General features: G+C 60.6%; 21 protein-coding genes, 1 tRNA gene and 1 pseudogene. 11 read left to right on the top strand and 12 right to left on the bottom strand.

Features of this window, described 5'->3' with window-relative positions; genetic code table 11:
* From JaAD80_RS30400 to JaAD80_RS19345, 8 genes and pseudogenes are all read right to left on the bottom strand, one after another.
* Window positions 1-373, bottom strand: a pseudogene (locus JaAD80_RS30400) (hypothetical protein); the annotation flags it as partial.
* 775 nt (window positions 374-1148) lie between these two features.
* Window positions 1149-2147 carry a hypothetical protein gene (locus JaAD80_RS19315; protein ID WP_102296421.1) on the bottom strand — a complete coding sequence of 333 codons (999 nt, stop codon included), beginning with the start codon at window positions 2145-2147 and terminating at the stop codon, window positions 1149-1151.
* Window positions 2144-3016 (bottom strand): ABC transporter ATP-binding protein, encoded by an 873-nt coding sequence (locus JaAD80_RS19320; protein ID WP_102296423.1) that lies wholly within the window; start codon window positions 3014-3016, stop codon window positions 2144-2146. Before JaAD80_RS19320 ends, JaAD80_RS19315 begins: the two co-directional genes overlap by 4 nt.
* Window positions 3013-3393, bottom strand: a complete 381-nt coding sequence (locus tag JaAD80_RS19325; protein ID WP_102296424.1) for a GntR family transcriptional regulator — start codon at window positions 3391-3393, stop codon at window positions 3013-3015. Before JaAD80_RS19325 ends, JaAD80_RS19320 begins: the two co-directional genes overlap by 4 nt.
* Before the next feature lie 120 nt (window positions 3394-3513).
* Window positions 3514-4254 (bottom strand): DUF72 domain-containing protein, encoded by a 741-nt coding sequence (locus JaAD80_RS19330; RefSeq protein WP_102296426.1) that lies wholly within the window; start codon window positions 4252-4254, stop codon window positions 3514-3516.
* Window positions 4255-4323: 69 nt separating this feature from the next.
* The gene (locus tag JaAD80_RS19335) at window positions 4324-5070 is read right to left on the bottom strand and encodes a UDP-2,3-diacylglucosamine diphosphatase (RefSeq protein WP_102296428.1); all 747 of its coding nucleotides are present in this window, start codon (window positions 5068-5070) and stop codon (window positions 4324-4326) included.
* A gap of 86 nt (window positions 5071-5156) precedes the next feature.
* Window positions 5157-5648: a peptidylprolyl isomerase gene (locus tag JaAD80_RS19340; RefSeq protein WP_102296430.1), complete on the bottom strand. Its 492-nt coding sequence runs from the start codon at window positions 5646-5648 to the stop codon at window positions 5157-5159.
* A gap of 70 nt (window positions 5649-5718) precedes the next feature.
* On the bottom strand, window positions 5719-6354 hold the full coding sequence (locus tag JaAD80_RS19345; protein WP_102296432.1) for a peptidylprolyl isomerase: 636 nt from the start codon (window positions 6352-6354) through the stop codon (window positions 5719-5721).
* Between the two features lie 278 nt (window positions 6355-6632).
* On the opposite strand from JaAD80_RS19345, the gene cysS reads away from it, so the two are divergent.
* From cysS to JaAD80_RS19380, 7 genes are all read left to right on the top strand, one after another.
* Window positions 6633-8030: a cysteine--tRNA ligase gene (gene cysS, locus JaAD80_RS19350; RefSeq protein WP_102296434.1), complete on the top strand. Its 1398-nt coding sequence runs from the start codon at window positions 6633-6635 to the stop codon at window positions 8028-8030.
* On the top strand, window positions 8027-8740 hold the full coding sequence (locus tag JaAD80_RS19355) for a DNA-3-methyladenine glycosylase (protein WP_374755256.1): 714 nt from the start codon (window positions 8027-8029) through the stop codon (window positions 8738-8740). The genes cysS and JaAD80_RS19355 overlap by 4 nt, the downstream gene beginning before the upstream one ends.
* Window positions 8741-8794: 54 nt before the next feature.
* The gene (locus JaAD80_RS19360; RefSeq protein WP_034756951.1) at window positions 8795-9769 is read left to right on the top strand and encodes an acetyl-CoA carboxylase carboxyltransferase subunit alpha; all 975 of its coding nucleotides are present in this window, start codon (window positions 8795-8797) and stop codon (window positions 9767-9769) included.
* 167 nt (window positions 9770-9936) lie between these two features.
* Complete coding sequence (tilS, locus tag JaAD80_RS19365) at window positions 9937-11355, top strand: tRNA lysidine(34) synthetase TilS (protein WP_102296436.1); 1419 nt, start codon at window positions 9937-9939, stop codon at window positions 11353-11355.
* 196 nt (window positions 11356-11551) lie between these two features.
* Window positions 11552-12799, top strand: a complete 1248-nt coding sequence (locus JaAD80_RS19370; RefSeq protein ID WP_102296438.1) for an aspartate kinase — start codon at window positions 11552-11554, stop codon at window positions 12797-12799.
* A gap of 110 nt (window positions 12800-12909) precedes the next feature.
* Window positions 12910-13002: transfer RNA gene (locus JaAD80_RS19375), tRNA-Ser, on the top strand.
* Window positions 13003-13295: 293 nt separating this feature from the next.
* Window positions 13296-13526, top strand: a complete 231-nt coding sequence (locus tag JaAD80_RS19380) for a hypothetical protein (RefSeq protein ID WP_146012431.1) — start codon at window positions 13296-13298, stop codon at window positions 13524-13526.
* A gap of 101 nt (window positions 13527-13627) precedes the next feature.
* On the opposite strand, the gene JaAD80_RS19385 is transcribed toward JaAD80_RS19380, so the two are convergent.
* Genes JaAD80_RS19385 through JaAD80_RS30780 form a run of 4 tightly spaced genes read right to left on the bottom strand, consistent with a single transcriptional unit; the run spans window position 13628 to window position 17308 of the window.
* Entirely contained in the window at window positions 13628-14731 is a 1104-nt protein-coding gene (locus JaAD80_RS19385) for a hypothetical protein (protein WP_102296443.1), read from the bottom strand.
* Window positions 14732-14742: 11 nt separating this feature from the next.
* The gene (locus JaAD80_RS19390; RefSeq protein ID WP_180979482.1) at window positions 14743-15513 is read right to left on the bottom strand and encodes a PoNe immunity protein domain-containing protein; all 771 of its coding nucleotides are present in this window, start codon (window positions 15511-15513) and stop codon (window positions 14743-14745) included.
* Between the two features lie 53 nt (window positions 15514-15566).
* Window positions 15567-16484, bottom strand: coding sequence for a PoNe immunity protein domain-containing protein (locus tag JaAD80_RS19395; RefSeq protein ID WP_180979483.1), 918 nt, complete (start codon window positions 16482-16484; stop codon window positions 15567-15569).
* Window positions 16481-17308, bottom strand: a complete 828-nt coding sequence (locus JaAD80_RS30780; protein WP_180979484.1) for a hypothetical protein — start codon at window positions 17306-17308, stop codon at window positions 16481-16483. The genes JaAD80_RS19395 and JaAD80_RS30780 overlap by 4 nt, the downstream gene beginning before the upstream one ends.
* 291 nt (window positions 17309-17599) lie before the next feature.
* On the opposite strand from JaAD80_RS30780, the gene JaAD80_RS19405 reads away from it, so the two are divergent.
* The 4 genes from JaAD80_RS19405 to JaAD80_RS19420 form a co-directional block, all read left to right on the top strand.
* Entirely contained in the window at window positions 17600-18205 is a 606-nt protein-coding gene (locus JaAD80_RS19405; RefSeq protein ID WP_146012432.1) for a hypothetical protein, read from the top strand.
* Window positions 18206-18335: 130 nt separating this feature from the next.
* Window positions 18336-18908, top strand: coding sequence for a hypothetical protein (locus JaAD80_RS31585; protein ID WP_374755257.1), 573 nt, complete (start codon window positions 18336-18338; stop codon window positions 18906-18908).
* A complete protein-coding gene (locus JaAD80_RS32030; RefSeq protein WP_374755258.1) occupies window positions 18791-19048 on the top strand; it encodes a DUF2325 domain-containing protein in 258 nt (85 codons plus the stop codon). The genes JaAD80_RS31585 and JaAD80_RS32030 overlap by 118 nt, the downstream gene beginning before the upstream one ends.
* A 75-nt stretch (window positions 19049-19123) precedes the next feature.
* The coding region (locus JaAD80_RS19420) for a prolipoprotein diacylglyceryl transferase family protein (protein WP_180979485.1) at window positions 19124-19466 on the top strand (343 nt) is incomplete at its 3' end.

Here is a 19466-nt window from a genome sequence, read left to right on the forward strand (position 1 = left end):
CTGCCCCTGCGCCTGCTGGCGCGGCCGCTCCGCCATTGCTGTCGCTTTGTGGCGTGCCCAGATCGGCATTGCCCGCACCAGCCTGGCCTGCCGCCGCGCCGCTACCACCGCCAGCCCCTGCCGCCAGCGCCGCTGCGGCGGCTGCGGCACCAAGCACGCCGGCATTGCCTGTCTCGGCACTGCCCGTGACTTCGACGACGTTTTCCGCTGGCATGGTTTGATCGGCTACGGCGCCTTGCGCCAGTTCGTCTTCGTCATACTGCTTGCGCTCGCCATGCCTGGTAACGGCGGCTTTTTTATTGCTTGAAGTGCTCTTGGCACCGGCGGCATCGGCATTGACGGAAGGTTGTGCTGGGTTTTGTGGGGTGGCCATTTGAAAGTCTCCGGAAGAGGTTATGTGTTCGGTCAATTTTTTAATGAGTTAAAAAATTAATAAATATAGATTCGTTTCCATGGTTTCTCCGGCGTGGCTTGGGCCGTGATCGTTCTTGATTGCCTGCTGTGTTTACAGTGGCAAGTAAAACATATTTGTATAAAAATCGCAGGTGCAAAAAAGTGCTGCGTTGAAAATATTTAAAATGTTATTTTTATATTTGTTATCTGCCGCACTATTTTTGGTTCCTGTTACTCAGCAAAAATTGCGTGCAAATTGCAGGAACGGGCGCTATGGCATGGTGCTAACCGTGGTTTACTTTGCGTCTTTCCCTGCTCTCACTCTGAGGATAGTTTCAATTTTGAAACATTCAATTTCATTTTGACCACTAGCCACACCTCTATTCTGTCAAGGTTTACGCAAATCAATAATCACGAATTGTCACGAAATCGTGCTTTTCTGCTGAATTCGCTGTCGGGTTCCAGTATTTCTGCGACTTTCCTCCAAAAAGCGTTTCGCTATCAAATTGGTAGTTGTTGCTTTTTGATGCGGTGATTATCAAATTTGATTGGTAATAAAATGCGATAGAAATAATTATTTGTAATTTATATATCAATAAAAAACTATCGAATGAATAGTCTTGATGATTCAAGGGGAATGTTGATATTAACTATCAGGGCGATAGTGAATATTCGCCTGGAGTGAAATGGCGCTGGAATGGAAAACGCCCCGGCGGGCGGGGCGTTCTTTTTGTGGGCGGTGCCGGGAATGGCGGTCAGTTTTCCTCGCGCCAGCTGCGCAGGCGGATGGCGGCGTACAGCAGTGCCGCGCCAGCCGCCGCGCCCAGCCAGGTGGCGGGCAAGGCCAGGCTGGACCAGGAGTTGCTGAAAATGTCGACGCGCGGCAATGGCGCACCCTGTGCCATCGCCTGTACCTGCGGCAGCAGTTCCGGTTCGAACAAATACCAGCTGCCGGGGATGGTGCCCAGCAGAGCGCGCCCGATGACATTCATCTGTATCCAGTTGATGTCGTTTTCCGTCAGCGTCAGCTTGCCCAGCCAGACCGTCAGGATCAGCAGCAGCAGGGGCACGCCGACGGCCCACAGGAATACCTTGGACCTGGCCCAGCTCGATACCATCAGCAGCCAGCCCACGGTTGGCAGGGCCCACAGGCAATACACGGGCAGCAGGCCGAACACGCGCAGCGGTCCCAGATACAGGCCGGGCGAAGCGAGCAGCTCGGAAAACACGAAGATGCCGTTCGCTGCCAGCACGCTGCCGAGTATCAGCAACAGCAGCAGCGAGGTGAGGCTGGCCGCCGCCACCACGATCAGCGGCGCGACCAGCAGCGCGATGGCCGCTTTCGACAGCACGGTTTGCGCATCCGAGATGGGCAGCGATTTCCAGAACAGCACGCTGCGGTCGCGGCGCTCGTCATGCAGGGCGCTCAGGCAATAGAAAAACACCAGGAAACCCAGCGCCAGGTACAGGGGCGTGGCCGTGTAGGTGTAATTGTTGGCCACGGTCTCGATGATTTCCATGCGGCGCGGGGCGAACGAACGGGTGCCGAGGATGGCGCTCCAGGTGATGGCCTCGCCATTCACGGTCATCGCCGTGCGCACCTTGGTCTGGGCGATGGTGCCGATCATGATCAGGGTGGCCAGCACTGTCATGACCACGCCGATGACTGCAGGCGTCCACAGCAGCATGCCCTTGTGTTCCCACAGCTCGCGCCGGATCAGCCATTTCATTTTGTTGATGGGGGAAATGCTCATTGGTACGATCCTTTCATGGTCGCGACAAACAGGTCAGCCAGGCTGGGCGTGCGCAGCTCTCCCAGGGCGGCCAGCTGGGTGCGGGCGACACCGTCGAACAGCATCACCGATTTGCCAAACACGCTGCGTTCGCTGATCGGCAGCAGGGCGCGCGCAGGATTCACATGTTGCGGGCCCACCATCACCTCGATATAGCGTTCGCCCACTTCTTCCATTGTCGAGGCCAGCACGATCTTGCCGTCGCGAATGAACATCAGGTCACTGAGGATGTGTTCGACTTCCTCGATCTGGTGCGTGGTGATGACGATGGTCTTGTTTTCATCGAAATAGTCTTCCAGTAAGTTCTGGTAGAACTGCTTGCGGTACAGGATGTCCAGGCCCAGGGTCGGTTCGTCGAGCACCAGCAGGCGCGCATCGATGGCCATCACCAGCGCCAGGTGCAGCTGCACGATCATGCCTTTCGACATGGCCTTGACTTTCATCTTCGGCGCCAGCTTGGTGTGCGCCAGGTAGCGCTCGGCCTTGCTGCGGTCGAAACGCGGATGCACGCCAGCGACGAAATCGATGGCGTCGCGCACACGCAGCCAGCCCGGCAAAATCGCCACGTCGGCGATGAAGCACACGTCATCCATCAGCGCGTCGCGCTGCGTGCGCGGGTCGCGCCCCAGCACCGACAGATCGCCTTCGAAACCCGTCAGGCCCAGGATGGCTTTCAGGGTGGTGGTCTTGCCCGAGCCATTCGGGCCGATCAGGCCGACGATGCGCCCCGGCGCGATATCAAAGCTGATGTTGTCGATGGCCGCCTGCTTGCCATAGTGCTTGCGCAGGCCGCGCGCGCTGATGACGCTGTCCTTGTTCAATTCACTCATGCGTTTTCTCCCTCGGCGTCGTTCTGGCGGCTGGCCAGCAGCAGTTGTTGCATATCCAGGCCCAGGCGCGTGATGCGTTCCAGCACGGCCGGCCATTCCTCGCGCAGGAAGCGCTCGCGTTCACTGGCCAGCAATTTGTCGCGGGCCCCTTCCAAGACGTACATGCCAAGTCCTCTGCGTTTTTCCACCAGGGCATCGTCGACCAGTTCCTGATAGGCGCGCGACACGGTGATCGGGTTGAGTTGGTAGTCGGCCGCCACCTGGCGTACCGACGGCAGGGCGTCGCCAGACTGCAGCACGCCATCGAGCATCATGCCCACCACCTTGGCCTTGAGCTGGCGGTAGATGGGGCTATTGTCATGCCATTCGGCGCTCATGGGATGCGCTCCCACAAGGGGAGGGCGGGATGGCGCGCAAGCGGTGCTGGGGACATCGGAGCTCCTTGCTGTCTTGTTGAGTTGGTGTTGTAGTTAACTATAACACTAAGATCTAAAAAATCAAACGCTATTTCCGCCCAGCTGGCATTGCAGTTCCAGCGCATTGAACAGGGCGGCGCCAGCCGCGGTATTGTCGAAGATGCACCAGCTGTCCGGGTGTGCGGATTGGGCGAGCTGCGTTGCCAGTGCCGCCAGGTGCTCGGTGCTGTAGTCCGAATAGTAGATGCGTGGGCTGCCGTGCAGGCGGAAATATGCCACCGCCGTCGTCGGCACATGGGGGCCGGGCTGGCCGGCGGGCGGATCGGCCCGCACGCGCGTGATGCCTTGCATCGTCAATAGTTCGGTCGCGCCCGCCGCAAACCAGCTTGGATGGCGCGCTTCGCAGGCCAGCATGCCATCGAAGCGCTGGCGCAGCGTATTAAAGAATTCGGCGGCCACGTCCGCCTCGAAACGTAGGCTGGGCGGCAGCTGCACCAGCACGCAGCCCAGTTTATTCCCCAGTTGCATAACCTCTCCCGCAAAGCGATCGAGTTCAGCGGCACAGTCGCGCAGGCGCCGTTCGTGCGTGATGCTGCGCGGCAGTTTCACGCTGAAGCGGAAGGTGTCGGGCACGCTGGCGGCCCAGCGCGCATACGTGGCGGGCTGGTGCGGGCGGTAGAACGAGCTGTTGATTTCCACGCAGCCCAGCACCTGGGCATAGCGCTGAAGATGGCTGCCGGCGTGTGGAAAATGGCTGGCGGCGGCGCTGGAAATGCTCCAGCCGGCCGTGCCGATATAGGGTGGGGAAGAGGGCGTGCGCATGCCGCCATTACAGCAAGGCCAGGCGGGCGCGGCTATCGGACAAACGCCCGTGCGGCGGTCGGCGCACGCCTAGTCGATGATGTCGCCGTTCAGGTCGTGGCGCGTGATGTTGCCGCGCGTATCGATGGCGATCCAGCCGCCGCGCGGCGGCGTGACATCGCATTCCCAGTCCGGCAGGACATAGCGCAAGGTGTCGTCGACCTGGTGCAGGGCAGGGCGGTGCGTGTGGCCGTGGATCATGATGGTGCTGGCGTGTTCGGCGAATACTTGCGCCACGGCATCGGGCGTGACATCCATGATGTCCATGGATTTTTCGCCATTATGTTCGCGGCTGCTTTTGCGCAAGCCGTCGATGATGGCCTTGCGCTGCGCCAGCGGCATGGACAGGAACTGTTTTTGCCAGGCGGGCTGGCGCACCATGGCGCGAAACTCCATGTATTGCACGTCTTTCGTGCATTCGGCGTCGCCATGCAGCAAGACGATGCGCCGGCCGGCAATGGTGGCCACGTGCGGTTCGCTGAGCAGGGTGGCGCCGGCGGCGGCGGCAAAGCCGGAGCCGACGAGAAAGTCGCGGTTGCCGGCGATCCAGTAGACATGCACGCCCGCATCGCTGACGGCGCGGATGGCGGCCGTCATGCGCGCATTGAACGGGTCTTCCAGGTCATCGTCGCCGGCCCAGTATTCGAACAGGTCGCCTAATAGATACAGCGCTTGCGCATATTGCGCATGGTGTTCCAGGAACGATAGAAACGCCGCGCTGGTGCGCGGGTGTGAGCTCTGCAGATGCAGGTCGGAAATAAAGAGTGCGGCAGGCATTGTCATCGTTCAACGCTCCCAAAAAGTGATGTACATGGAAAAGCGCAAACGCTGCAATGCCTGTTATGCATGATGCGGTAGCCTGATTACGCGGCTTCTACCTTCTCGATGATGACGTCCGTCACTGGCACGTCGGCGAACATGCCGGCGCGCGAGGTTTTCACGGCGCGGATGGCGTCGACGACTTCTTTGCCGTCCGTCACTTTACCGAACACGGCGTAGCCCCAGCCGTCCTGGCCTGGATAGTCGAGGAAGCTGTTGTTCTTGATGTTGATGAAGAACTGTGCCGATGCCGAGTGCGGATCCGACGTGCGGGCCATGGCCAGGGTGTAGGTATCGTTTTTCAGGCCGTTCTTGGCTTCGTTTTCCACGGTGGCATCCGCTGGCTTTTGTTTCATGCCTGGCTCGAAACCGCCGCCCTGGATCATGAAACCGTCGATGACGCGGTGGAAAATCGTGTTGTCGTAGTGGCCGGCTTGCATGTAGGCGAGGAAGTTGGCAACCGTTTTCGGCGCTTTTTCGGCGTCCAGTTCAGCGGTGATCTTGCCCAGATTGGTGGTGATGATGACGGAGGTCATGATGATCCTTAATAAATTGGATGAAGAATGATTCAACGGCCCCGTGCGACAAGGCCGTAAAAACGCTATTTTACAGTTTTGCGGGCGCGGACTTGAGTAAAGTCGCCGATTCGATCACCACGGGCGTGACGGGCACGTTCTGGTGCGGTCCCTTGTCGGCGACGGGCACGGCCTTGATCTTGTCGACCACGTCCATGCCGCTGACGACCTTGCCGAATACCGTGTAGCCGAAACCGTCGCGGCCAGGGTAGTCGAGCGCGCCATTGTCATTGACGTTGATGAAGAACTGCGCGGTGGCCGAATGCGGGTCGCCCGTGCGCGCCATGGCGATGCTGTAGGTGACGTTCTGCAAGCCGTTTTGCGCCTCGTTCCTGACCGGTGCCTTGGTGGCTTTCTGCTTCATCTTCTTGTCGAAGCCGCCGCCCTGTATCATGAAGCCATCGATGACGCGGTGAAACACGGTGCCCTTGTAGTAGCCGCTTTTCACGTACTGCAAGAAATTGGCGACGCTTTTCGGTGCTTTTTCCTGGTTCAGTTCCAGCACGATCTCGCCCATATTCGTTTTCAGGGCCACATGCGGCGTGGGATCGAGGGTGGCGGTGGGGGCGGCAGGCGCGGCAACGACGGCGCCACCCAGGGTCAGGCTGGCAAACAGGGTGCAGAAGCGGGCCAGGAAAGACAGGCGCTGCGGTTTGGTTTCTTGCATGGAGGCGTCCTTAATCGTTATTTTTCTCTAAACTTGCTTTAATTGTAAAGAAGTGAAAATTCGGTTGAACATCGTAAAAACCTGATTCATATCGGGCCAGTATGGTTTTTATCAATGTTATACTTGACCGCTAACGCCCTAATTCTAACAAACAAGAACAACAATATAGCTGGTCGTCCAGTCTCGGCGCACACGGTAGTTCAGTGGCGCGGCACCCCCGGTGTCCGCGCCTGTCTGTCGTTTTGCCTGGCTGGTGGCCGCTCCACTTGCAAAGTACGATGAGCAATCTAAAGATTTACAACACCCTGGCGCGCGAGAAGCAGGTATTCGTCCCGATGGAAGCCGGCAAGGTACGCATGTACGTGTGCGGCATGACCATCTACGATTATTGCCATATCGGCCATGCCCGCATGATGATGGCCTTCGACGTCATCTACCGCTGGCTGAAGGCTAGCGGTTTCGATGTCACGTATGTGCGCAACATTACGGACATCGACGACAAGATCATCCGCCGCGCCGTGGAAAACGGCGAGACGATTTCCCAGCTGACGACGCGTTTCACGCAGTACATGGATGAAGACACGGCCGCGCTGGGCATCCTGACACCCGACCACACGCCGCGCGCCACCGAATACGTGCCGCAGATGCTGCGCCTGATCGAGCAGCTGGAAGCGAAGGACCTGGCTTACCAGGGCGCGGATGGCGACGTGAACTATGCCGTGCGCAATTTCCCCCACTACGGCAAGCTGTCGGGCAAGTCGCTCGACGACCTGCGCGCGGGCGAACGTGTCGACGTGAATACGGGCAAGCGCGATCCGCTCGACTTCGTGCTGTGGAAGTCGTCGAAGGATTCCGAGCCGGAAGAAGTCAAATGGGATTCGAAGTGGGGCAAGGGCCGCCCGGGCTGGCATATCGAGTGCTCGGCCATGTCGTGCGCCTTGCTCGGTGAACAGTTCGACATCCATGGCGGCGGCGCGGACCTGCAATTCCCGCACCACGAAAACGAGATCGCCCAATCCGAAGGCGCGTTCGGCCATACCAGCGTGAATTACTGGATCCATAACGGCTTCGTACGCCTGGACAATGAAAAAATGTCCAAGTCGCTTGGCAACTTCTTCACCATCCGCGAAGTGCTGCAAAAGTTCGACGCCGAAGTGATCCGCTTCTTCATCCTGCGCGCGCACTACCGCAGCCCCCTGAATTACTCCGACGTGCACCTGGACGACGCGCGCCTGTCGCTGACGCGTCTGTACACGGCGCTGGCCGACGTGGCCGTGGAAGAGGGCGCCATCGACTGGAACGAAGCCCACGCCGTGCGCGTGCGCGACGCCATGGATGACGATTTCAACACGCCGCTGGCCGTGGCCGCCCTGTTCGACCTGGCAACGGAAGTCAACAAGAGCAAGTCGCCCGCCCTGGCGCGTCAGTTGAAGGGCCTGGCGGGCGTGTTTGGCCTGCTGGAACGCACGCCGCAGCAATTCCTGCAAGCCACTGTCGGCGCCGCCGCCGGCGGCCAGGATGAGACGGCGGGCATCGAGCAGGCCATCGCGGCGCGCAGCGCGGCGAAAAAAGCGCGCGACTTTGCCCAGTCCGACAAGATCCGCGCCGAATTGCTGGCCGCTGGCATCATTCTCGAAGACAAGCCTGACGGCACGACCAACTGGCGCCGCGCATGATGGCGACGTCCAGGGAAAACGGGGAAGCGCCGGTGGCGGCGCAAGTGATCCAGGTGCCGCACTACTGGGAAGAGGCGAAGATCGAGCTGATGAAGCGCGACCGCATCATGAAAAAGCTCATCCCGCAATTTGGCGACCTGCACCTGGTCGGCCATAGCGACCCGTTTACCACCCTGGCCCGTTCGCTGGTGGGACAGCAGATCACGCCCAAGGCGGCCGATGCTGCCTGGAAAAAGTTGCTGCTGGCCTGCCCGAAATGCACGCCATCGCAAGTATTGAAGGCGGGCGCCGAGCAATTGGCCGCCTGTGGCTTGTCCAAACGCAAGACCGAATACATCCTCGACCTGGCCGACCATTTCAAGGCCAAGCGCGTGCACGCCAGCCAGTGGGACCAGATGGATGACGAAGCCGTGATCGCCGAACTGGTGCAGATCCGCGGCATCGGCCGCTGGACAGCCGAGATGTTTTTGATATTTAATCTGCTGCGTCCGAACGTCTTGCCGCTCGACGACCCTGGCCTGATCCAGGGCATCAGCGTCAATTACTTCTCCGGCGAACCTGTTTCCCGCAGCGATGCGCGCGAAGTTTCCGCCAACTGGGAACCGTGGCGCACCGTGGCGACGTGGTATTTGTGGCGCAGTCTCGACCCTGCAGCCGCCCCTGCCGCACCCGATGCAGCCCCCGGCGCACCAGCCGGTACGGTAAAATAAACATAGATGACGCCGCGCGCCCTGGCGCCGTGGCCGGTAAAACCTGGAGGTACAATGACTAAAACGACTTTCCTCAATTTTGAACAGCCGATCGCGGAACTCGATTCCAAGATCGAAGAGTTGCGCTTCGTGCAAGACGATTCGGCCGTCGACATCTCGGAAGAGATCGACCGCCTGGCCAAGAAGAGCCAGCAACTGACCAAGGATATCTACGCCAAGCTGACGCCTTGGCAAGTGGCGCAGATCGCGCGCCACCCGCAGCGCCCGTACACCATGGATTACGTGAATGAAATCTTTACCGATTTCCACGAACTGCATGGCGACCGCAGCTATGCGGACGATCTGTCCGTCGTCGGCGGCCTGGCCCGCTTCAACGGCCAGCCGTGCATGGTCATCGGCCACCAGAAAGGCCGCGACACGAAAGAGCGCGCCATGCGCAATTTCGGCATGCCGAAACCGGAAGGCTACCGCAAGGCCATGCGCCTGATGAAAGTGGCTGAAAAGTTCAACTTGCCTATCTTTACGTTCGTCGACACGCCAGGCGCCTTCCCCGGCATCGACGCGGAAGAGCGCGGCCAGTCGGAAGCCATCGGCCACAACCTGTACGTGATGGCGGAACTGAAAGTACCGCTGATCGCCACCATCATCGGTGAAGGCGGTTCCGGCGGCGCGCTGGCGATTGCCGTGGGCGATGCCGTGCTGATGCTGCAATACTCGACCTATGCCGTGATCTCGCCGGAAGGCTGCGCCTCCATCCTGTGGAAGAGCGCCGAGCGCGCCTCCGACGCGGCCGAAGCGCTGGGCCTGACGGCGCACCGCCTGAAAGCCATGGGCCTGATCGACAAGATCATCAACGAACCGCTGGGCGGCGCCCACCGCGATCCGAAACAGATGGCGACCTTGCTGAAACGCGCACTGGCCGACACCCTGCGCCAGTTCCACGGCATGAAAACCAAGGACCTGCTGGCCGCGCGCCACGAAAAACTGCTGAGCTACGGCAAGTTCAAGGAAACGACGCCGAGCGAGTAAGCGTTATTGGCTACGCAGCAAAATGCTGGGGTTAGACGGGGACGCCGAGTCCCGTCGGGTCTGACCCCTGATTTTCGCCTGCAATGAATAAGTATTTCCAGGGACAGTCCGCTAAACGACATCATCCGTTTAGCCGCCTGTCCCTCTTTGCATTCCCGGAGTCCACATTGAAAAAGCAACAAATCGCCACCGTGCCCGACATCTTCGCCCGCGCGTTGGAAACCTGCGAACCGCAAGCCGGCGGGACGATAGGCATCGCCCTCAGCGGCGGCCTCGATTCCTCAGCCCTGCTGCACCTGGCGCATGCCTGGGCGCAAGAGCATGGCGTGGCCCTGCATGCGTTCCACGTGCACCACGGCCTGAGTCCGAACGCGGATGCGTGGCTGGGGCACTGCGAGCAATTGTGCGCCGGCATGGGCATCGCCTTTGAAGCGCGCAAGGTCGCCGTGGAAAAGAATGCGAAGACGGGCACGGAAGAGGCGGCCCGCAAGCGCCGTTACGCGGCCCTGGGCCAGCTGTGCGCCGCGCACGGCGTGCGCCTGCTGCTCACGGCCCACCACCAGGATGACCAGGCTGAGACAGTGCTGCTGCAATTGCTGCGCGGTTCCGGCACGGCGGGCTTGTCCGGCATGGATGGCGCCAACAGCGCGCCCGAGCTGCTGGGCAATCCGGACCTGGTAATGGCGCGCCCGCTGCTGCCCGTGTCGCGCAAACAGCTGGAAGCGTACGTGGCGAGCCATGCGATTGCGCACATCCACGACGAATCGAACGACGATCCCCGCTTTGCCCGCAATGCCCTGCGGCACCAGGTGATGCCCGTGCTGGCGCAGGCGTTTCCCGGTTTCCAGGAACGCTTTGCCCGCAGCGCCCAGCATGCGCAGTCGGCGCAGCGTCTGCTGACGGAACTGGCGGTGCAGGATCTGGCGGCGTGCCTCGATGGCGACTGCATCGAGCTGGCGAAATTGCGCGCGCTGAGCGCGGACCGCTGCTACAACCTGCTGCGCCACTGGTTCGGCACGCGCGGCTTGCGCATGCCGTCGACGGCGTGGCTGGTGGAAATGCTGGCGCAGCTGCTCGAAGCGCGGCCCGACGCGCAATTGCTGGTGACGCATCCCGACTGCCACGTGCGGCGCCACCGCGACCGCCTGTACCTGACGCCGAAACTCGATGACCTGGCCGGCATGCGCGAGCGTGACGACGCAGGCATTCCCGGCCTGGAAAAGGCCAGCCAGGCATTCACCTGGAAAGGCGAGGCCAGCCTGGCGTTTCCCGCGTATGGCGGCGTACTGCATTTCGATGCGGTAGCAGAGGGCGGGCAGGGCATCGATATTGCCTGGCTGCAAACACAGACCTTGAGCATCGATTTCCGCCAGGGCGGCGAGCGCCTGAAGCTGGCCTTGAACCGTCCCACCAAGAGCTTGAAATACCATTACCAGGCATTCGATGTGCCTGCCTGGGAACGTCAACGCCTGCCCCTTGTCTGTGCGGCGCAACAATTGCTGTATGCGGCTGGTATTGGCCTCGACTGTCATTGCCTGAGCTTGTTAGATCGTCCACGCATCACCTTGCGCTGGCAGTCCTGCTGAGCGTGGGAGCGGCCACCACAGCCACTTGCAAGGTGGCCGGCAAGTGGCTGCCCAAGCCAGCTGGACTGCATGAATTGGTTATTTCCATATATGTAATTGGTATGAGCTAATGCGCTTTTTAGCTTGTTATTTTGCATTGCGGCATGTAGAGTAAAGCCCTCCTTTTTTATTCTTCTTGAGCGGAAACTTCACTCTTATGGCTTTAATCGTCCACAAATATGGCGGTACGTCGATGGGCTCGACTGACCGTATCAAGAATGTCGCCAAGCGCGTTGCCAAGTGGCACGACGCCGGGCATCAAATCGTGGTGGTGCCATCCGCCATGTCGGGCGAAACCAACCGCCTGATTGGACTGGCCAAGGAAATCATGGATCAACCCGATCCCCGTGAACTTGACATGATCGCCTCGACAGGCGAACAAGTGTCCGTCGGCCTATTGTCGATGGCACTGCTGGCGATCGGCAAACAAGCCGTATCCTATGCTGGCTGGCAAGTCGCGATCAAGACCGATTCCGCCTTTACCAAGGCACGCATCCAGTCGATCGATGACGAGAAAGTCAAACGCGACCTCGATGCGGGCAAGATTGTCATCATTACCGGTTTCCAGGGCGTCGACGAGAACGACAATATCGCGACCCTGGGCCGCGGTGGTTCCGACACGTCGGCCGTGGCGATCGCCGCCGCCATGAAGGCGGCCGAGTGCCTGATCTTCACGGACGTCGACGGCGTCTATACGACCGACCCGCGCGTGGTCTCCGAGGCGCGCCGCCTGAAGACCATCACCTTTGAAGAAATGCTGGAACTGGCTTCGCTGGGCTCCAAAGTGCTGCAAACGCGCTCGGTGGAATTTGCCGGCAACTACCGCGTGCCCACGCGCGTGCTGTCGTCGCTGACCGACCCGATGTTGCCGCTGGAAATAGAAGCCAATTCAGGCACCCTGATTTCGTTTGAGGAAGATACAAACATGGAACAAGCAGTCATCTCCGGCATCGCCTTCAACCGCGATGAAGCCAAAATCACCGTGCTCGGCGTGCCCGACCGTCCAGGCGTGGCGTACCACATCCTGGGACCGGTGGCGGACGCGAATATCGAAGTCGACATGATCATACAGAATCAGTCGGTCGACGGTAAAACGGACTTCACCTTCACCGTCTCGCGCGGCGAATATGCGCGCGCCCTGGCCGTGCTGGAAGCGAACCGCGAAGCGCTGGGCGCGGCCAGCATCACGGGCGACGCGAAAGTGTCGAAACTGTCCGTCGTCGGCGTCGGCATGCGCAGCCACGTGGGTGTCGCATCGCAAATGTTCCGTACCCTGTCGGAAGAGGGCATCAACATCATGATGATCTCGACGTCCGAGATCAAGATCTCCGTGCTGATCGATGAAAAGTACATGGAACTGGCCGTGCGCGCGCTGCATAAAGCGTTCGAGCTGGAAAAAGCTTAAAAATGTAAAAATATTGCCCCACGCCCTTGACCAAAGGGGGGGCAATCGATATTATGACGTTCGTCGCTGCAGCGCAGTTAGCTACAGAGACATAGTTGAGTAATCAGCTAGGAGACGTGGCCGAGTGGCCGAAGGCACATCCCTGCTAAGGATGCATACGGCTTATACCTGTATCGTGGGTTCGAATCCCACCGTCTCCGCCAGAATCAAACAAAAAAGCCTCCCCTGCGGGAGGCTTTTTTGTTTGTCTGGACGGAACGCTGGGATTCGAAGACGCAGCGCCCTGAGGGGCGCGAGGCTATCCGGATCGCCCAGCCACCGCGCTGCGCGCGGCACGTTGGCCGCGCAGCGGCCAGCGCCGTCCCCTCATCTCAGGCTGTAGCGGCGAGCGCCGTCTGCTGCCGATTCAGCCGCACCTGGCCTCAAGCTTGATACATCTCAGCCTTCACCACTAATGCTTGCCAGATACCCTCTGACGGCTATCAATGCGATTTCGATGTTGATCTCGGCTCAGGAAAAAGCATCGCTGGTCCCGCTGGTCCCATCTGTTGATGTCTGCGGCGCAGCGACAATTTTTCCTGTCGGGCGTATCCGCATGACCGCCACTGCGCTCTGCCTGCACCAGCGCCGACAGAGCCAAAAGATCCCGCGCACGAAGACGAAAGGGCGCGAACCGTTCGATTCAAGCTGGGCCAGCTATGGCCTGTCTGGCAAGGCGGGGTATTGACGCTAACGCAAGGTGTACAGCGGCGACGACAGCGTGCTGATATCGAGCAATCGCCAGCCGACGGAAGAGACCGTTGCCTGACGGCGTCCGGCCCCCGGCCATCATTGCCTGCCTGCCGCCGCCCTGGCTTGCTTGTCGCACTCGCGCACCGTCGCTTTGCATGCGGAAAACGCTTCCAGATAGGTCACGGCGGTCTGCCGCGCTGCGACCTGTTCTGCCACCCGCTGCGTGAGCTGCAACGGAGTCGTCGGGGGCAGTTTCTCCAGTTTTTTGCCGATGTCTTGTAGCGAATTCTTTTGACGCGCCAGTTCCGCAGCCAGCACGGCTTTGCGCTCGGCGGCGGGCAGGGCCGGATACAGCCGGCCATTGCCGGCATTCACACCGCCATCCTCCGTCATCGACAACGACGCCTGCGGGACGCGAAATTCCAGCGCCAGTTGGCCATCGGCTTGCACGATGACCAGCAGTTCCTCGGTGGCAGTGCCGGCCGGCAGCGGCAAGGTGCGCGTTTCCGGCTTGCCGTCCGGCAGCCAGCGGTATTCGATGTTGACCCGTCCCGGCTTGTGTGGGGCGCCTGGCAGGTAGAAGCAGCAATTGGCGGCGCTGCCCATATAAGGGTTCAGGGGATCGGTATCGACGGCGTTGGCCGGATGGCCGGCATCGCTGACGCCGACCTGGATGGGGCGGGCGCTGTAGTTCAAGGTGCTGACCGCTATCTTTGCCTCATCGGCCCCGGGCTGGTAGTCATGCTGGCCGCGCTCGCCCCGTTCGGCATGGCCTGCCAGCAGCGGACGGCGCTGCATGGACTTGATGCCGATGGCAAAGATGTGGCTCAGGTAGCCCGTATCCGAGCGGCCGTCGTGCGAATAACTTCCGCCGGGCGTGTAGTAGAGGTAGCCGACGTCCTCTATCGCCAGTGCGCGCACCTTGCCGTCCTGAGGGAATAATGGTTCCGCCAGGTAGCGGTCCCCGGCGCCCATGACCTTGGCGGAGAGCACGCCGGCCCATGCCCGTTCGCCCGCGAAACGGGGAAAGACGTTGAATTCGCCATCGATGACGGGTTCGATCTTCAGCACATCCTGTGTCATGCCCGTGACGGGATCGATGACGGAATAAATGCCCGGGAAAGGTGTGTCGGCGGCGAGCGACAGCGCGGGCGTGGCGAAGATGAGGCAGGCGGCGATCACGGCGGGTTTGCTGCGCATGCGGGCTCCAATCATATAGAGAGTGACTGACGGTGGAATGCCGTCAGGTCGGCGGGATAGAATGCGGCATCGCGATAGCAGCTGTCATCGATATCGAGCAGGCAGGTGATGGCGGCCGCTTCCCATGACCAGTAGCCTGAAAATGAGGTGTCACGCGCGTGGCTGCCATAGTAGGGTTCGCGGCGGCTGGCGTCATACCATTTTGCCAGGTAGTCCTGCATCAGCGCCGGACGCGCCTGTTTTTCTGCCGCGAATATCTTGAGTGTCTTGACATAGGGCTGGCGGCGCGTGCATGTTGGCCAGGCGGTGTCCCTGCCAGCGACGGAAAAGGCCAGCAGGCGTTCGACCAGCCCATCTTTTTCATGGTTGTTGAAATCGATGACGGGTGCCAGGCGGGGCAGCCAATTGCCCCAACCCAGGAGAATGCCAAGGCAGATCATCCGGTTGACCTGCTCGTAGCCGTCACCAGGCAGGGCGAAGTGGGGAAATCCCTGTTCCGCGGCGCCGGCCTGCACGTCAAAAGCCCTGTCATAGCTGGCAAACTCTTCCCAGTATTCCAGTACCGTGGGGTACAGCGCGCGCAGATCGGCTGTCGTGTGGCCAGCGCTGTAAGCCAGGCTGAGCAGGTCGATGCCGTCCCATGCCCGCTGGCGCGTGGCCGTCATGAAGTTTTCTGGCGCAATATCGCGCAGCACTTCCGCCGGCTGCGACAAGCCGGCGGCCACCATGCCGATGCCTTCTTCGATACCATGCTTGCTTTCAAGGTAGATCGCGTATGACAACAGCGGTTCCCTGCGCCTGGATAAAAAAGTGTGTTCGTCCAGCGTCTGCATCGTTACTCCCGCAGAGCCGTGTCGGGAGAGGAATGTCCCGCTTCGACACGCCCGTTATGTTTCGGCGGTTCCGCAGCCAGACTGGTATAGCGGCCTTCTTCCCATAATGTTCGCGCATAGTCGACCAGGTCTTTGGGGTAGACCAGATGGTCGATCTGGCTGTCGTCCAGGTCGAGTATAAAGACGGTCGCACCCGCTTCAAAGGCCCAGTAACCGTAATACGCGGCATAGCCTTCGTCGCTGATGTTGAGATGCTCATCGTGCCAGCGTGGATGGTTTTTCATGGCCGGATACCACTGTTTCAAATACTTCTGGAGCAGGGCCAAGGCAGCGTTGTCGTCTTCTTCATAGAATACTTGCAGCAGGGTGTTGTAGGGCTTGCTGATAATGCAGGTGTCTAGGTCTTGACTGTCCTCGACATACGCGCCAATCAATTGCTCGAACAGCCCATCGCTGCCACGGTGGCTGCGCAGCACGTGGACGATGCGTAGGGCTGATCGTTGATCGCGCAGCAGGATGGCGATGCTGAGCAGTTGTAGTGTGTCTTCATAATCGGAAAGGATGGAAAACTGCGGGGCACCCTGGAATTCATATGGCCCATCTTCTGGAAACTCGAGCGCCGCTTCCTGTTGATAGAGTTGATCGACGTCGTTCCATTCTTCAAATTTATCTACGATGCCTGCAATGCGCGGCGCCAGAGCAGCGATCGGTTCGCCAGCCGTATAGTCGAGCATCCAGATCCAGAACGCTTCCAAATACAAAAAATGATGGACGGAAGCATTTCCCTGCAGTGAGTCGGCTATTCTTTTATTTTCGAGTTCAACATCGATTATCGCGAGTTGATTTTCCCGCGTTTTATGGTAAAGATCTTCGTAGAGAAATTTCTGCCGGCGCCGCACGTCGAACGGTGCGGACATCATGGTTTTTCCGTCGTTTTTGCTGATCGCTGGCGCAGTTCGGCGCTTTGCCAGTCGCTGTCGGCGTCGTTGAAGCTTTCGTTGGGATTGCCGTCCCATTGGCCAAAGCCCGGCAGCGCCATGTGGTCGTTGCGGATCGGCTTGAGCAGTTTGTTAAGTAGCGCCGGCAATTCCGGCACACCGTCTTCAACCAGGTGGACCGACGGTTCCTCGCCCAGTTCGCTCCATAGGCCGGAGTCGAGCTCGTCGATCCGGATTCGCGGATGCTGGAGGCTGAGTTTTATCTGGTCGCGACGGAGGTCCAATTTTTTGCGCAACGTATCCGATAGCAAAAAGCCCCATGTTGGCGGGCGGATGCCGTCGGCCAGCGTGCCGTCTTTCGCGCCAGCGGCGCTGATGGGCCGTGCGCCCAGCGTGCGGTAATCCCAGCGGCACAGTTCGATGCCGCTGGTTTGCTGGCGCAGCTGCATGCGCCAGCGGTCCATGGTGTCTTGCGGCATGACGGCGCCTGGCCGGCTGTCGGCGATGCTGGCCTGGGCGTTAGGTTGGAAACTGCCGTTGTGGTCGGCGATGGCCAGGGTGTGGCTGCCCGCGCTGCCCGCGTTGGCCGCGTTGGCCGCGTCGAGCGACAGGGCGGCGATGTGGAAGACATAGCCCAGTCCCAGGCCTTCCTCGCCGCGCACGCACTCGGTCAGCAGCACATCCTGACCCAGCGGCGTGCTCAGCTTCAGCAGGCGCGCGGCCTGGCTGAAGCCGCTGGCGATGGATGCCGCGCCGGAGGAGGCACGGGGTGGCGACGACGCGCTGGCATGAACCGGTTCGGACATTGATAGCGACTCCGCTTGGAGAAATGAGCGTACTTGTAATTAATTCAATGATTTACTTATAAGATTACACCTTAGAAATAGTGATTTCACAAGCGCGATTCAATTGAGTCGTGCGCCAGGCCCTGCCATGCACGGGCCGTGCGGGCCGTTTTCCCCCGTTCTGCTAGAGTGCCGTTCTTGTCAATTCCACCATTCGAAAAAATGCTGCGCAATATTTCTTGAATACACTTTCATGGCGCGCCATGCCTGGTTTTCGGCCGCCATCGCCATCTCACGTGAACCGGAGCAATCATGAATACAATGAAATACGCTGTCGCCGCCGCCCTGTGTGCCAGCCTGTCGCCCGCCTTGGCGGCCACATCCACCGTCGAACCACCGTTTCTCGATGTGCTGAGCTATCAATATGCCACTTGCGTCCAGCCCGCCTATCAGCAGGCCGACCTGCTGGTGCAGGATGGAACCGGGCGCTACCAGATTGATATCAAGGGCGAGGCCTACACGGTCGAATTGCAGGAACGCATGGGCTTTTCGCTGCAGGCAGGCAAAGGCGGACCCGTGGCGGCCGTCGTCAAGCTGGACCGGCCGCCCAAGGGACAGTTCGAGGAGCAGGCGCGCTGGCGCGAACGCTGGCTACGCGATGTGGCCGAGCGCAGCGGCGTGGCGCTGGACGTACGCACGCTTGCCGGCGGCGCGCGCCTGCTGGCCGTCAACAAGGCTGAGATCAAGGGCAACTTTGTCGGCCAGTCCCTGCTGATCGACCCGGCACGACTGTTGTTCATCGATGTGGCGTGGCCGAACACGCTGGACATCTATCGTGGCCCCGACGGCCTGGGGCATGTGCGCCATGTGCAGGACGACGTATGGCAGCGCCTGCTGTCCTGCCCGCCGGCTGCGTGACGCCGGCGGCCACCGCATACCCCTACTGCGCGCACGCACATAGACAAATAATAATGATTCTCATTTATAATGCGAATCCATGGGGTAGCGATGGGCTGGCGCCATGGCGCCACGGTCGGTGAAGGAGGGCATGATGGGCAGTGTGTATGGCAACGAGGACATGATCGCGCACGAGCATCGCGTGCTGATGGCGGAATATGGCCGCGGGCAGGCGCGCTGCAGTGCGCAACTGGCTGCGCAGGCAGCCCGCATCGCGCAGCTGGAGTCGGAGTTGATGCGCGCGCGCGCGCAGGTCGTGATCCGCGATACGAAGCTGGCGCTGGCGCGCGAGGAACTGGCCGAAATGGCGGCGGTCGCGCCCGGCTTGCCGACGCGGGCGCGGCTGGCGCGCAAGGTCGAATGGCTTAGCGAGCGGGTGCAGGATTTGATGCGCGAATTGCTGCGCCTGCAATGGGTGCCCGCGCCATCGGCCGTACCGCGCTCCGCGCTGCAGGCGAAGTTGCTGGCTGGCGTGCGCGAAAAAGCCGTACTGTATGTCGGCAATTATGTAGGCCGCGAAGTGGGGCCGGACGCGGACGCGCCAACGTGGCGCAGCAAGCCATCGAGCAGGCCGGCGGACGCTTCCTGCACCATGCGGGTGGCGGCGATGGCGCAGACGATGCAGCTGCGCTGGAAGCGAGCCTGGTGGCGGCCGACCTGGTGATTTGCCAGACCGGCTGCGTCAGCCACGATGCCTACTGGCGCGTGCACGACCATTGCAAGCGCACCGGCAAGCAGTGCGTGCTGGTGGACCAGCCGCAAGCCATGCATTTCGTGCGCAAGGAGGCGCTGGCCGCTTCCTGACTTCCTGTTTTTTTAATGCCCGCTTAATCCGCATGGGCCACAATGGCCGTCCATTCGACGTCCTTGAAAGCGCCCATGCTGTCCCTGCAAATCGGTCCTCTGGCCCTGCCTGTGGGCCTGGTCCTGTTGTTCGTTTCCCTGTTTGTCGCCTACGGCGTGGCCTGGTGGCTGCGGCGCTACCGCCAGCTGCCCGACGCCAGCCCCCTGGTTTCCGACATGCTGATCGCCGGGCTGCTGGCCGCGCGGCTGGCATTCGTCCTGCGCTGGCATGAGCAGTACCTTGCCGCGCCCTGGTCCATCATCAACATCCGCGACGGCGGCTTCCTGGCGCCGGCCGGCATCGCCGGCGCGCTGGCCATCGCCGCGTGGCGCTGCCGGCATCCGGCCATGGCTGCCATGCGCCGTCCGCTGGCGATCA

Source organism: Janthinobacterium sp. AD80, assembly GCF_002878455.1.
In the GTDB taxonomy this organism is placed as follows: domain Bacteria; phylum Pseudomonadota; class Gammaproteobacteria; order Burkholderiales; family Burkholderiaceae_D; genus Janthinobacterium.